11 protein-coding genes, 1 pseudogene and 1 riboswitch are annotated in these 14,652 nt (G+C 62.3%); of the genes and pseudogenes, 5 read left to right on the top strand and 7 right to left on the bottom strand.

The window, feature by feature from the left end; genetic code table 11:
- Positions 1–90: 90 nt before the first annotated feature.
- On the bottom strand, positions 91–1,722 hold the full coding sequence (locus ACTHL0_RS19795; protein WP_440568571.1) for an ABC transporter substrate-binding protein: 1,632 nt from the start codon (positions 1,720–1,722) through the stop codon (positions 91–93).
- Between the two features lie 232 nt (positions 1,723–1,954).
- Positions 1,955–3,544, bottom strand: coding sequence for an ABC transporter substrate-binding protein (locus ACTHL0_RS19790; protein ID WP_440568572.1), 1,590 nt, complete (start codon positions 3,542–3,544; stop codon positions 1,955–1,957).
- A 300-nt stretch (positions 3,545–3,844) separates the two neighbouring features.
- On the opposite strand from ACTHL0_RS19790, the gene ACTHL0_RS19785 reads away from it, so the two are divergent.
- Both ACTHL0_RS19785 and ggt read left to right on the top strand, forming a co-directional pair.
- A complete protein-coding gene (locus ACTHL0_RS19785; RefSeq protein ID WP_440568570.1) occupies positions 3,845–4,705 on the top strand; it encodes a MurR/RpiR family transcriptional regulator in 861 nt (286 codons plus the stop codon).
- 49 nt (positions 4,706–4,754) lie between these two features.
- Positions 4,755–6,530 carry a gamma-glutamyltransferase gene (gene ggt / locus ACTHL0_RS19780; protein ID WP_440568569.1) on the top strand — a complete coding sequence of 592 codons (1,776 nt, stop codon included), beginning with the start codon at positions 4,755–4,757 and terminating at the stop codon, positions 6,528–6,530.
- 304 nt (positions 6,531–6,834) lie between these two features.
- Here the strand turns inward: ggt and metF are convergent, their stop codons facing one another.
- From metF to ACTHL0_RS19755, 5 genes are all read right to left on the bottom strand, one after another.
- Entirely contained in the window at positions 6,835–7,662 is an 828-nt protein-coding gene (metF, locus tag ACTHL0_RS19775) for a methylenetetrahydrofolate reductase [NAD(P)H] (protein ID WP_440568568.1), read from the bottom strand.
- Between the two features lie 49 nt (positions 7,663–7,711).
- Positions 7,712–8,065 (bottom strand): phage holin family protein, encoded by a 354-nt coding sequence (locus ACTHL0_RS19770; protein ID WP_440568567.1) that lies wholly within the window; start codon positions 8,063–8,065, stop codon positions 7,712–7,714.
- Positions 8,066–8,294: 229 nt separating this feature from the next.
- On the bottom strand, positions 8,295–9,713 hold the full coding sequence (ahcY, locus tag ACTHL0_RS19765) for an adenosylhomocysteinase (protein ID WP_440568566.1): 1,419 nt from the start codon (positions 9,711–9,713) through the stop codon (positions 8,295–8,297).
- Between the two features lie 34 nt (positions 9,714–9,747).
- Positions 9,748–9,864, bottom strand: a riboswitch (S-adenosyl-L-homocysteine riboswitch).
- Between the two features lie 68 nt (positions 9,865–9,932).
- Positions 9,933–10,661 carry an LrgB family protein gene (locus tag ACTHL0_RS19760; RefSeq protein ID WP_440568565.1) on the bottom strand — a complete coding sequence of 243 codons (729 nt, stop codon included), beginning with the start codon at positions 10,659–10,661 and terminating at the stop codon, positions 9,933–9,935.
- Positions 10,662–10,717: 56 nt separating this feature from the next.
- Entirely contained in the window at positions 10,718–11,155 is a 438-nt protein-coding gene (locus ACTHL0_RS19755; protein WP_440568564.1) for a CidA/LrgA family protein, read from the bottom strand.
- A 111-nt stretch (positions 11,156–11,266) separates the two neighbouring features.
- On the opposite strand from ACTHL0_RS19755, the gene ACTHL0_RS19750 reads away from it, so the two are divergent.
- The 3 genes and pseudogenes from ACTHL0_RS19750 to ACTHL0_RS19740 form a co-directional block, all read left to right on the top strand.
- Complete coding sequence (locus tag ACTHL0_RS19750; RefSeq protein ID WP_440568563.1) at positions 11,267–12,214, top strand: LysR substrate-binding domain-containing protein; 948 nt, start codon at positions 11,267–11,269, stop codon at positions 12,212–12,214.
- Between the two features lie 324 nt (positions 12,215–12,538).
- Positions 12,539–14,245: an isovaleryl-CoA dehydrogenase gene (locus tag ACTHL0_RS19745; protein WP_440568562.1), complete on the top strand. Its 1,707-nt coding sequence runs from the start codon at positions 12,539–12,541 to the stop codon at positions 14,243–14,245.
- 85 nt (positions 14,246–14,330) lie between these two features.
- Positions 14,331–14,652, top strand: a pseudogene (locus ACTHL0_RS19740) (coniferyl aldehyde dehydrogenase); the annotation flags it as partial.

Raw genomic sequence — 14,652 nt, 5'->3', positions numbered from 1 at the left:
GCACCTTACCCCTGTCGCCGGAGAACGTGCTGGTGCGGGATCGGGCACCCCTGCTCCCAGGCGTACCCGGGAGAGCGTACCCCATCGCCGTTACTTGATGCTGACGCCGTCGAAACGCGCATAGCCGAGCGGGTCGATGCGCATATCGAGAACGTTCTTGGTCGTCGGCTGATAGATGGTGGAGTGCGCGATCGGCGAGTACGGCAGTTGCTGCGCGAAGATCTGTTGCGCTTGCGTGTAGATCTTCGAGCGTGCGTCCTGTCCGCTCGTCGTGCGGCCCTTCTGGATCAGATCGTCGAACGGCTTGTAGCACCATTCCGAGAAGTTGTTGCCGTGCACGGCCTGGCAGCCAAGCAACGTGCCGAGCCAGTTGTCGGGATCGCCGTTGTCGCCACTCCAGCCGATGAGCATCGAATCGTCTTCGCCCGCATGCGCGCGCTTGATGTATTCGCCCCACTCATAGGTCACGATCTTCGCCTTGACGCCGATCTTCGCCCAATCGGACTGAATCATCTCGGCCATCAGCTTCGCATTCGGGTTGTACGGCCGCTGCACGGGCATGGCCCACAACGTGATGTCGAAACCGTTCGGGAAGCCGGCCTTTTGAAGTACCGCTTTCGCCTTGGCCGGATCGTAGGATGCCATCGTCAGCTTGCCGTCGTACGACCATTGCGTCGGCGGCATCGGCGCCTGCGCCGGCTGGCCTGCGCCCTGGTAGACGGACTCGATGATGGCCTTCTTGTTGATGGCCATATCGAGCGCGCGACGCACGTCGACGTTGTCGAGCGGCTTATGCGTAACGTTGTACGACAGGTAGCCGAGATTGAAGCCTGCCTGCGAGGGCATCGCGATATCGGCGTCCTTCTTCAGATCGGCTATGTCGGCCGGATTCGGATAGCTCATGACCTGACATTCGTTGCGCTTGAGCTTTTGCGCCCGCACGCTCGCGTCGGTCGTAATCGAGAAAATGAGGTTCTTCAGCTTCACGGCACCCGGCTTCCAGTAATCGGGGTTCCCGGTGAAGCGAATCGTCGCGTCCTTCGTGTAGCTCTTGAAGATGAACGGACCCGTGCCGAGCGGCTTCTGATTGATGTCGGCAGCCTTGCCTTCCTTCAGAAGCTGATCCGCGTACTCCGCGGACAGGATCGACGCAAATTCCATCGCCATGTTCTGGATGAACGGCGCGTTCACTTCCTTGAGCGTGAAGCGCACCGTGTACGGATCCAGCTTCTCGATCTTGTCGATCAGCTTGTCGAGACCCATATCGGTGAAGTACGGGAACGACACCGGATACGCCTTGCGGAACGGCTGATTCGGATCGAGCATGCGCTCGAACGTGAAGACGACATCGTCGGCGTTGAACTCGCGCGTCGGCTTGAAATAGTCCGTCGTTTGGAACTTCACGCCGTGGCGAAGATGGAACGTATAGGTCTTGCCGTCAGGCGACACGTCCCACGACTGTGCGAGCCCCGGCTCCACTTCGGTGCCGCCGCGCTTGAATTCGACGAGACGGTTGTAAACCGTGAACGTGTTCGCGGTGAAATCGGTGCCCGTGGTGTATTGCGCGGGATCGAAACCGGCGGGACTCCCCTCGGAGCAATAGACGAGGGTCTTGTTGGGAATGTCGGCCGCGTGCGAGATCGACGCAGCGAGCGATACCGTCACGATGGCGGCGGCGACCGCGCTCAACCGCACAGCGCGCAACAGTTTGTTTTGCTTCATGTTTCCTCCAGGACTCGGGCCAGACAAAGCCAGCGTACGCGGATATTACTGAGCTTTGATTACCCGAACAAGCGGTCGGGAAAAGGCAACGATCAGCACTTGTTCGCGTTGACTTTGTACTCCGCGCATGTTTAGTGCCACTAAAATTCCGTGTCAACCCCTTCCCGCCCCTTCTCGTCCCTTCTCACTGTTTTCCCGGCAAGCTTGACGATTTTTCGATCGATGCGTGACGCTACTTCAGCCCGACGCCCCAAAACTGCGTGGGCCCGAACGGATCGATCTTGAAGCCGGTGACGTTTTTGCGCAGCGGCTGGTACACCGTCGAATGGGCAATCGGCGTGAACGGGACTTGGCGCTTGAAGATTTCCTGCGCTTGCGTATAGAGCCGGATGCGCTCCGCCACATCGTTTGTTTCGCGCGCTTTGACAATCAGATCGTCGAAGGGCTTGTAGCACCACTTCGAGAAGTTACTGCCGTTGACCGCTGCGCAGCTTAGCAATACACCCAACCAATTGTCGGGATCGCCGTTGTCGCCGGTCAAGCCGATCAACATCGCATCGTGTTCGCCTGCATGTGCGCGCCGCACATATTCGCCCCACTCGTACGTCGTGATTTGCGCGTGCACGCCGATCTTTGCCCAGTCGGCCTGAATCATCTCGGCCATCAAACGCGCGTTCGGGTTGTACGGCCGCTGGACCGGCATGGCCCATAACGTCAGCGAGAAACCATCGGGGTAGCCAGCCTTCGCGAGCAGCGCCTTTGCCTGCGCCGGATCGTAAGGCGCGTCCTTGAGCGCCGGATCGTATGACCACTGCGTCGGCGGCATCGGATTGACCGCGGCCTGGCCCGCGCCTTGATAAACCGATTTGATGATCGCTTGCTTGTCGATCGACATATCGAGCGCACGGCGCACATCGACGTTATCGAGCGGCTTGTGCGTCGTGTTGTAGGCGAGCAAGCCGACATTGAAACCGACTTGATGCGGCACCTGCAGATTCGGGTCGCTCGTCAGAGACGCAATATCCGCGGGGCGCGGGTAATTCATTACCTGGCATTCGCCGTTTCTCAGCTTTTCCTCACGCACCGCCGGATCGGGCGTGATCTGAAACACGAGCTTGGCGACACGCACGACACCGCTCTTCCAATAATCGGCGTTGCCGTCGAAACGGATTGTCGCGTCCTTCTCATAGCTGTGAAAAATGAACGGCCCCGTGCCGATCGGGTAGCGATTCAAGTCGGCCGCTTTGCCCGCGTGCATCAGCTGACCGGCGTACTCCGCCGAGAGGATCGACGCGAACGGCATGGCCAGCTCGGACAGGAACGGCGCGCTGGCCGTATGGAGCGTCAAGCGCACGGTGTGCGGGTCGATCTTCTCTACTTCCGCGAGATTCTTGGCAAGCCCCAAATCGGAGAAGTACGGGAACGCCACGGGATACGCCTTGCGCAGCGCATCGTTCGGATCGCGCATCCGCTCGAACGTCTGCACCACATCGTCGGCATCGAATTCGCGCGTCGGCTTGAAATACGACGTGGTATGAAACTTCACGCCTTGGCGCAGATGAAACGTATAGACGCGACCGTCGTCTGAAATGTCCCACGACTGCGCGAGGCCCGGCTCGATTTTCGTGCCGCCATGTTCGAATTCGACCAGGCGGTTGTAGACCGTGTAGCCCGCCGCCGAGAATTCGACACTAGTCGTGTATTGGGCCGGGTCGAATCCGGCGGGGCTCGCGTCCGAGCAAAAGACGAGCGTTTTGGCGGGCAACCCGGCGGCCTCGCTATGGGCAGCGCCGAAGAGGACGCTGGCCGTAGCGGCCGCCATCACGAGGTGTGCAGTGAAGCGAACGGCGAATGGCAGAAAACGCATCGGCACAGGCTCCTTCGTTGGCAAACCGGGCAAGCGTAGCACGATGCTCATCCGGCGCCCGCCCGGCCGTGTAATGGTTATCACGCACCGCGTTCACTTCAGATGATTTGCGCCGCGATTGGTCGCGGGTAAACACTATGCCACCGCACCATTGACGAACATTTTTGGCTTGCTAGCATGGCTAATACGTAATGAACGTTACATCGCGGGCGATAGCCCACGCCTCGAATCGAAGATTTCATCGAACGAAACATCGTGGCACTGCCTTCTGTGAGGACGCTGCTCAAGCAGCGCGAAGCATCCGTAACGACCGCCGAGCAGCGCGTCATCGCAGTGCTGCTCGCCAACTATCCGAGCGCCGCGCTGACGTCGATTTCGCAGCTGGCGACAGCCGCCGGCGTGAGCGATCCGACCGTGCATCGGCTCGTCTTGAAGCTCGGTTTCGAAGGCTATCCCGAGTTCCAGCGCGCCTTGCTCGCCGAAGTCGACGTGCGCATGAACTCGCCGTTGTCGAGGCTCGAATCGTCGGCTGATCAGCTGCATACCGAAGACACGCAACAAGCGATGCTCGGCTCGTTGACGCTCGCGATCGGCAAGACGGCGGAGCTGTCGTCACGCGAGGACTTCGAGCGCACGGTGTCCTTGCTCGCCGATCCGCAGCGCACCGTACTGTGCTGCGGCGGCCGTGCCAGCGGGTTCATCGCGGGATGGCTCGCGGTGCTGCTGAGCCAGGTGCGGCCGCGCACGCGGCATGTCGAACCTTCGCTTGAGCGCGGCTCCGAAGCGCTGGCCGATCTGATGCCGGGCGACGTACTCGTCGTCTACGACTACCGCCGCTACCAGGAGAGCGTCGTTCAATTCGCGCGTGCGGCGCGCGACCTCGGCGCGCACGTCGTGCTGTTCACCGACGAGTGGCGCTCGCCGATCGCGACCTTCGCCGATACCGTATTCGTTTCCTTTGTGCAAAGCGCGTCGCCGTTCGATACGAAGGTGCCGGTGGTGGCGCAAACGGAAGCGCTCGTCGCGGCGCTCGTGCAGCGGGGAAGCGTCGAAGCGAAGACCCGATTGAAACGCATCGAAGCATTGAGAGCCGGGGGCGTCACCGAAGACGCTTAACCAGCCGCCTACCCCATCACCCACATCACCTCTCACTGCGAAGACACCGATGAAAAAAGACACCCCACTCCTCGCCGCGCTCACCGCGGCACTCATCGCGACGAGCACGATTGCCGCCAGCGCCTGCGCCGCTTCGCGTCCCGCTGTGGAAGCGCGTAACGGCATGGTCGTCACGTCGCAGCATCTGGCGTCGCAAGTTGGCGTCGACATCCTGAAGATGGGCGGCAATGCAATCGATGCGGCTGTGGCCGTCGGCTACGCGCAGGCGGTCGTCAACCCGTGCTGCGGCAATATCGGCGGCGGAGGTTTCATGACGTTGCACCTCGCGGACGGCCGCGACACGTTTATCAACTTCCGCGAAACGGCGCCGGCCGCGGCAACGGCGAATATGTACCTCGACGCCGAGGGCAACGTGAAGAAAGGGGCGAGCTTGTACGGCTACGGTGCCGTCGGTGTGCCCGGCACCGTGATGGGGATGGACTTGGCCGAGCGCAAGTACGGCAAACTCACGCGCGAACAAGTGATGGCGCCGGCGATCCGTCTCGCGCGTGAAGGGTTCGTGCTGACGCGTGCCGATACCGACATTCTCGATACGACGGTCAAACGCTTCAAGGACGATCCGGGCATCGCGCGTATCTTCTTGCGCAAAGACGGCACGCCGCTGCAGCCCGGCGATCGGCTCGTGCAGAAGGACTTGGCCAATACGTTGGAAGCGATCGCGAAGCATGGCCCCGATGCGTTCTACAAGGGCAAGATTCCGCAGGCGATCGAAGCGGCGTCGAAGGCAAACGGCGGGCTGTTGACGAAGGCCGATTTCGCGAATTATCGGGCCACCGAAATGACGCCCGTGACCTGCGACTATCACGGCTATATGTTCATCTCGGCGCCCCCGCCAAGTTCCGGCGGCACGACGATGTGCGAGATCCTGAACACACTGGAAGGCTATGACTTGAAGGGCTTCGGCTGGCATTCGGCGCAGGCGGTGCACTACATGTCCGAAGCGATGCGTCACGCCTATGCGGATCGCAACACGAAGCTTGGCGATCCGGCGTTCGTGAAGAACCCGCTCGATCAATTGCTGAGCAAGTCCTACGCGGCGCAGATTCGCGCGTCGATTCCAGCCGACAAGGCGACGCCATCGATGGACTTGGCCGATGCCGCCTCACTGCCCGAAAAGAAGGAGACGACGCATTATTCGATCGTCGACAAGGACGGCAACGCCGTTTCGACGACATACACCGTCAACGGCCGTTTCGGTGCGGTCGTCATGGCGCCGGGCACGGGCTTCTTCTTGAACGACGAGATGGACGACTTCACGTCGAAGGTGGGTGCGCAAAATATGTTCGGTCTCGTGCAGGGGCCGAACAATGCGATCGCACCGGGCAAGCGGCCGCTGTCGTCGATGGCGCCGACGATCGTGACGAAGGACGGTAAGGTGTTTCTCGTGATCGGTTCGCCGGGCGGCTCGCGCATTATCACGACAACGCTTGAGACGGCGATCGACATCATCGATTACGGCATGGAACCGCAAGAGGCGGTCGATGCGGCGCGGATTCACGAGCAATGGCTGCCTGATGTCGTTTATTACGAGCCGTATGGGTTGTCGTCGGATACGCTCAAGATTCTCGCGAGCGAGGGGTACAAGATGGTGCAGCAAACGCCTTGGGGCGCGGCTGAGCTGGTTGAAGTGGGGCTGCCGGGATTAGCGGCGGATGCGTCGCAGAGCTCGGGGAACGATTCGTCGGTGGGCGGGAAAGTGCGCGTGGGGTATTTTTATGGCGCCAATGACGAGCGGCGGCCTGCGGGGGAGGCGTTGGGGTATTGATTGGCCCGCGCCACGAACACGTTGCCGGCGTCTGATTCGATCGGGGATGGGGGCTGCTACCGGACATTGCGGCGGATGAGTCGCAGAGTTCGGGGAATGAGTCGTCGGCCGGATGATGGAAGATGCGCGTCAGTTAATTCGATGGCGCAAACGGCGAACGTCGTCCGGGGGAAGCGTTGGATATGGGTGAGTGACCGGTCAGCCCGTATGATCGGCATTCGATTTTCATCGAAGTCGAGCACCGGGCTGGCCGCTTACCGCGTTCGTGCGTCAGGCGACACCGAACGAGAAGCCTTGGCGATGCTCACCCCAACCGCTCGCAAATCGCCTTAGTCGCGGTAGCCGCATTAAGCGTATAAAAATGCAGCCCCGGCGCGCCTTCCTTCACGAGCCGTTCGCAAAGCTGCGTGACGACATCGAGCCCGAACGCGCGAATCGCTTCCTTATCGTCACCGAAGCTTTCCAGCCGCTTGGCGACCCAACGCGGCACTTCCGCCCCGCACATTTCCGAGAACCGCATCAACTGCGAGTAATTCGTGATCGGCATGATGCCCGGCACGATCGGCACATCCACCCCGAGCTTGCGCGCCTCGTCGACGAACCGGAAATACGCATCCGCGTTATAGAAATACTGAGTGATCGCCGCATTCGCGCCCGCTTTCACTTTGCGCGCGAAGTTCTCGATATCGTGCTTCGGCGAGCGAGCCTGCGGGTGATACTCCGGGTAGCCCGCCACTTCGATTTGGAACCAATCGCCATGCTCGGCCCGGATGAAGGCGACGAGTTCGGACGCATAGCGCAACTCGCCCACTTCGCCCATACCTGAGGGCAAATCACCGCGCAACGCCACGATATGGCGAATGCCGTGCGAGCGATAACGCTCGAGAATCGCACGCAGGTTGTCCTTCGACGAACCGATACACGACAAGTGCGGCGCGGCCTCGAGGCCATCCTTCGCCATGTCGAGCACGGTGTCGAGCGTACCTTGCTGCGTCGAGCCGCCCGCGCCGAACGTTACAGAAACAAACTTGGGCTTGAGCAGCGCCAATTGAACCCGCGTAGCGCGCAGCTTCTCGACGCCGTCAGGCGTCTTCGGCGGAAAAAATTCGAATGAAATTTCGATGGGATTCATGATCCGGTTGATCCGGTGTAAGACCGAGCCGCAATAGCCGAGGCCGCGATCAGCCGAAGCTCCGATTGCCGAAGATCAACGCCGACAGCAACCACGACACGATGCTGTACAAGATCGAGCCGAAGAACGCCGACCAGAATCCCGAAACCTCGAAGCCCTTGAGCAGCGAGGCAGCAAGCCAGAAGCACAAGGCGTTGACGACGAGGATGAACACCCCGAGCGTGACGATGGTGACCGGCAACGTGAGCACGATCAACACAGGCCGAAGCACGGCATTGATGAGCCCGAGCACGAGCGCGACGATGAGCGCCGTGCCGAAGCTGCGGACGTGAATCGACGGCACCAGATAAGTGATGATCAGGAGTGCGAGCGCATTGATCACCCAGGTCAGCAGCACGGTCATGGCGAGGTTCCTTCGGCGTAGTGGTCGATTGGGGTCGGCTAGGGTCCGTTAGGTCGATCGTTATCAGACAGTTGACGGCAAGACGACTTCGAACAGCCGCGCGATAGCGCGCGGCTCGGTACTGCGTTGAACGTGACGGCGCCGGGAACGGCAACGCCGCCTTTGATGCAAGCCGGCCGGCACCGGGTACGCCTCGCGCGTTGCGAGGAGGCCCGGGCCGTTCACCTGATCAATAGCGATAGTGATTCGGCTTGAACGGACCGTTCTTGTCCACACCGATGTAGCCCGCTTGCGCATCCGAGAGTTCCGTCAGATTCGCGCCGATACGGGCCAGGTGCAGACGCGCCACCTTCTCGTCCAAATGCTTCGGCAGCACATACACCTTGTTCTCGTACTGGCCGCCACGCGTGAACAGCTCGATTTGCGCGAGCGTTTGGTTGGCGAACGAGTTCGACATCACGAACGAGGGGTGGCCCGTCGCGCAACCGAGGTTCACGAGACGCCCTTCAGCCAGCAGGATCACGCGCTTACCGTCCGGGAAGATGATGTGATCGACTTGCGGCTTGATGTTTTCCCACGTGTATTGGCGCGTCGAAGCAACGTCGATTTCCGAATCGAAGTGGCCGATGTTGCAGACGATCGCGTTGTGACGCATCGCCTTCATGTGATCGTGGCCGATCACGTGGTAGTTGCCCGTGGCCGTCACGAAGATGTCGGCCTTATCCGCCGCGTAATCCATCGTGACGACACGATAGCCTTCCATCGCCGCTTGCAATGCGCAGATCGGATCGATTTCCGTGACCCACACCGTCGCGCCGAGCCCACGCAGCGATTGCGCGCAGCCCTTGCCCACGTCGCCGTAGCCGGCCACGACGGCGATCTTGCCCGCGATCATGACGTCGGTCGCGCGCTTGATGCCATCGACGAGCGATTCACGGCAACCGTACAGGTTGTCGAACTTCGATTTCGTGACCGAATCGTTGACGTTGATGGCCGGGAACGGCAGACGGCCGTCCTTTTCCATCTGATAGAGGCGATGCACGCCCGTCGTCGTTTCTTCGGTCACGCCCTGGATCTGCGAGAGGCGCTTCGAATACCACGAACCATCGATCTCGAGATGACGCTCGATCGACTTGAACAGCGCGATTTCTTCTTCGTTCGTCGGCTTGGCGATCACCGAGCGGTCTTTCTCCGCCTTCGAGCCGAGAATCAGCAGCAGCGTGGCATCGCCGCCGTCATCGAGGATCATGTTCGCGAATTCGCCGTTCGGCCATTCGAAGATGCGGTGCGAATACTCCCAGTATTCGTCGAGCGATTCGCCCTTGAACGCGAACACCGGCGTACCCGACTTGGCGATGGCCGCCGCGGCGTGATCCTGCGTGGAGAAAATATTGCACGACGCCCAACGCACGTCGGCGCCGAGGGCCTTGAGCGTCTCGATCAGCACGCCCGTCTGGATCGTCATGTGCAGCGAACCGGCGATGCGCGCGCCCTTGAGCGGCTGCGCAGCCTTGTACTCCTCGCGAATCTGCATGAGACCGGGCATTTCGGTCTCGGCGATCGTCAGTTCCTTGCGGCCCCAATCGGCGAGCGACAGGTCGGCAACGATGAAATCCTGGTTTTTCGAATCGATAACTGCGGCGTTCATCACGCCCTCCTTTTCTAAATGAGTTCTAGAAAAATTGACGTGAGCGCCGTTCGATGGAGCGGTACACCCGCGCGGCTGCCGCGCGATAACTATACCGTCCGATTGAATTCCGAGCCTGGCGGGTGGCCCCGTCGCAACGCTCCTCGGAAGTGGCAGGCATTGTACATCAATGCGTTTGAATCCTGCATGAACAGCGGCAAAAGCAACGCGATCCGCGTGTTACCCCAACGTCGCGCCGAGCAGCGGCGCGAGCAGCACCATCACCACACCGGCAATCATCATCGTCAGGCTCGCGATCACGCCTTCCTCGCTACCGAGTTCGCGCGCTTTCGCGGTGCCCACGCCGTGCGCCGCCGCGCCGAACATCGCGCCGCGCGCCAGCCGGCTGCGCAACGGCAAAAAGACGAGCACCAACTCGCCAAGCAGCATCCCGCATACGCCAGTCGCGATCACGAACAGCGCGGTCAATTGCTTGGGCGCGTGGATCTGATCGGAGACGGCCAAGGCGAACGGCGTGGACACAGAGCGCGTCATCAGGCTACGCGCGACGTCCGGCGCAAGGTGCAACAGTTTGGCCAGCGCGAACGAGCCGCTGACCGCCACGATGATCCCTACCGTGACGCCGGCCGTCAGCGAGATCCAATGGCGGCGCATCAAGTCGCGGTATTCGTAGATCGGCACGGCGAACGCCACCGTCGCGGGGCCCAGCAGCCACATCAGCCAGCGCGTGTCGGCAAAGTAGACCGAATACGGAATGCGCATCGCCAGCACCACCGCGGCGAGCATCGCGGGCACGATCACGAGCGGTGTCAGCCACGGCTGCTTGAAGCGGGCATACAGGCGCTTGCCCACCGCGTAGAAAGCGATCGTCAGGACAAAGCAGGCCGCCGCTACCCACTGTGGGCCAGCCTCAGTCACGGGCCAGGACAGGGCGGATGAAATCGACATCGACATCTCCCTTGCGATAGCGTTCGGTTCGGCTCAACCCGCGCGCGAAGCGCGTTTCAGGCCGCCGACCCGGCGCGCCCAGCCAGCGCACGACGGGTGGCAAGCACGCGTTCGAGCCGCACGGCTTGATCGACGGTGAATGCGACAGCCAGCAAGACGGTCAACGTCCCGCCGATGACGACGAGGGCGAGACGCCATCCGTCGGTCTTGAACAATCCGCCGTATTGCACGACGGCGACGGCCGCGGGAACGAAGAACAGCAGCAAATCGGAGAGCAGCCAATCCGCGCCGGCCTTGACCCAGCGGGGCGCGATGCCGCCCGTCAGCAGCAACACGAGCAACGCCGCCAGGCCGATCACACTGCCCGGGACGGGCAGGCCCAGATGCCGCGACGCGAAGTCGGCGACGAACCATACGGCGGCCAGAAATGCGGTTTGCGCCACGATGCGGGCCACGCCGTTCAGGCGTTCGATCGATTTCGATTTCGTGCTCATGGCAAAACTCCCTATTGACTCCATGGCGAAATTGTAAGAGTGCAACATGTATAAATAAAATGACTTAAACTCATCTCCATCATTCCAAATTGGAACTACAGAGCGCGCCCCATGGAGCTACGTGCATTGCGGTATTTCGTCGAAGTCGTCAGGCAGCAAAGCTTCACGCTCGCCGCCGAACACATGTTCGTCACGCAGCCCACCATCAGTAAGATGGTCAAAGCGCTCGAGGAAGAGATCGGCGCCCCGCTCTTATTGCGCGAGGGCCGTCAGATGGTATTGACCGACGAGGGGCGCATCGTTTTTCAGCGGGGACAGGACGTTCTGGCGGCCTATGCGCAATTGCAGGCCGAGCTCGATGACGTCGGCACGCTGGGCCGCGGCGCGCTGACGATCGGCATTCCGCCGATGGGCGGCTCGTTGTTCACGCCCGTCATCGCCGAATTTCGGCGGCGGCATCCGAAGATCGAATTGAAGCTGTTCGAGCAGGGATCACGTGCGATCGAGGCGGCGCTGCTGGCGGGCGATATCGAATTCGGTGGCGTGCTGCTGCCCGTCGACGCTCAAGTGTTCGACGTCCTGCCAATGTCGCTGCAACGGCTGTGGGTCGTGGCGCCGCACGGTTCGCGCTTCGATACGATGCGCGAAGTGCGTTTATCCGATCTCGCGTCGGAGCCGTTCGTCTACTACGGCGAAAGCCTCGCCCTCAACGACGTTGTCACGCGCGCCTGCCGCGACGCGGGCTTCACGCCGCAAATCGTCTCGCGCAGCAGCCACTGGGATTTCATGGCCGCACTCGTGCGCGCGGGAGTCGGCATCGCGCTACTGCCCGCGCCGTACTGCCGGCGGCTCGATCCGGCCTATTTCACCGCCCGTCCCGTCGTCGAACCCGAGATCCGCTGGGAAATGGCCATCGCCTGGCGCAGGAGCGGCTATCTCTCGCACGCCGCGCGCGCCTGGCTCGACGTTGCCCGCGAAACGCTGCCGGGACAACCCGGCGATGAGTTTGTCTATACGACGCACGCCGACAACTTCGACGAACCCGCCGCAGACGACTGAGCCGCGCCGCGCGCGAGCGCGATGAACTCCGCCCGCGCTCGGCGAGCACGACCGTCAGCGCGTTCGTGTTGCCGCCGATCAGCATCGGCATGATCGACGCTTCGCCCCACGGGCGGGGCAACAAACGCAGAGCGAATCCTCTAAACGAAGCGCGCCGCGCGAACCTATCATTAAGGGAGACATGCCTATGCGCACCCCGCGTGTGATCTTTCGCACGCGATTCGAACGCCGACGCATCTCCCTTCGCCAGACCCTACGCAGCTCGCGCGCCGAATGTCGAACGCCTGGGCCGAATGCGTCGCGCGCCGCCAAGGAGACACGCAAATGGAACCGCAAGCCCCGCCGGCCACGCACGAAGTCACCAATCAGGTCCCGCCGCTCGAGCACTACAACCTTTACGAAAGCGACGCGACGCTCACGGCTGCCGTCGAGCGCGAAGGCGCTGCGTGGCACGCACAGGCACTCGCGCGCGATGGTGCGACGCTAGGCGCGCCCGAGGTGATCGCCCTCGCGGGCGCGGCGAACCGCCACGAGCCCGAGCTTTCCACTTTCAGCCCGCGCGGCGAGCGAATCGACACGCTCGAGTTTCATCCGAGCTGGCACCGGCTGCTCGCATTGCTGCGGCAGGAAGGACTGCACGCGCTACCGTTCGACACGCCTCGCACCGGTGCGATGGCCGCACGGTGCGCCGGCTATTTTCTGCATGCGCAACTCGAATCCGGCTCGCTGTGCCCGCTGACGATGACGTTCGCGAGCATTCCCGTCTTGCAGCGGGAGGCGGCGCTGTTCGCCCAGCTCGCAGACAAGCTCTATGCGCGCGAGCACGATCCAAGCGATGCGCCGCTCGCACACAAGCGTTCGATGATGGTCGGCATGGGCATGACGGAAAAGCAAGGCGGCTCGGATGTACGCACGAATCAAACGCGCGCATCGGCGCCCGGCGCCGCCTCGGGGCGAGGCGCCGAGTACCGCCTCGTCGGTCATAAATGGTTCTTCTCGGCGCCGCAATGCGACGCGCATCTCGTGCTCGCGCGCACGAGTGCCGATGCGCCGATCTCCTGCTTTTACGTGCCGCGCTATGCGCCCGACGGCACGCGCAACGCGATCCGTATCCAACGCCTGAAAGACAAGCTCGGCAATCGATCGAACGCCAGCAGCGAAGTGGAATTCGTCGATGCCTATGGCGTCATGATCGGCGACGAAGGGCGCGGCGTCCCGACGATCATCGAGATGGCGAACTACACGCGCCTCGATTGCGTGATCGGCAGCGCCGGGCTCATGCGTGCGGCCCTCGTGCAAGCGATTCATCACGCGCGTCACCGCGTGGCCTTCTCGCGGCGGCTCGTCGATCAGCCGCTGATGCGCAACGTGCTGGCCGATCTCTCGCTCGAAACCGAAGCGGCGACCGTGTTGTTCATGCGGCTCGCGCGCGCGTTCGACGCGCATCTCGCCGCCGCCCGCACGGGCGCAAGCGAGAGCGGCGTCGAGCGCGCCTGGCGGCGGATCGTCACGCCAGCAGCCAAATTCTGGGTCTGCAAACGTGCGCTCGAATTCACCGGCGAGGCGATGGAGGTATGGGGCGGCAATGGTTACGTCGAAGAAGGACCGATGGCACGGTTTTACCGCGAGGCGCCCGTCAACTCGATCTGGGAAGGATCGGGCAACGTGATGTGCCTCGACGTGTTGCGCGCGCTGGAACGCGACCCGCAAGGCGCACATGCGCTGTTCGACGAATGGCGCGCCGATGCGCAGGACGCGCCCACCCTCGCCGCCGCACTCGATGCATTGCAGGCCTCGCTCGCCGCACCGGCCGAACATCGCGAAGCCGGCGCACGCAGATTGACCCAGCAACTCGTGCTGTGCGCGCAGGCGGTCTTGATGTTGCGCTCGTCGCCCGATGCGCACGCGAACGCGTTTATCGCGACCCGGCTGGCGGATGCCGGCGCGGGGCTCGGTGGCGGGCGCGTGTATGGCACGCTGCCCGCGTCATTCGATCAGCGCGCGATCATTGCAGACGCGTTCCGCACGTGAATATCGCGGGCCGAATGCGAGGCATCGGCCCCCAATCAGCAGTGAACCCGCCGCTCGGGCCGACACCCACAAGGAGCGCACACGAATGAAAAACGACTTGCCGGGCGCGACGACGCTCGACGCATTGCTCCTGTTGCAACGCGAAGCGCATGCGCGCGAGCCGTACCCGTCATGGGAGACGCGAGCCGCTCACCTGAAAGCGTTGCGCGCGATGCTGCTCGATCACAGCGACGCACTGGCCGAAGCGCTGAACGCCGACTTCGGCCAGCGCGCCAAGGCGGAACTCATGCTCTCCGAGCTTTGGCTCGCCAAGAGCGAAATCGATTCGGCGCTGAAGCACGGTAAGCGCTGGATGAAACCGCAACGGCGCGCAACCGGCATTTGGCTGCGGCCCGCCACGGCGAAAG

The organism is Trinickia sp., from assembly GCF_051961175.1.
In the GTDB taxonomy this organism is placed as follows: Bacteria; Pseudomonadota; Gammaproteobacteria; order Burkholderiales; family Burkholderiaceae; genus Trinickia.
Note: the sequence above shows the minus strand (reverse complement) of the source record. Positions and strands in the feature narration are given on the sequence as shown.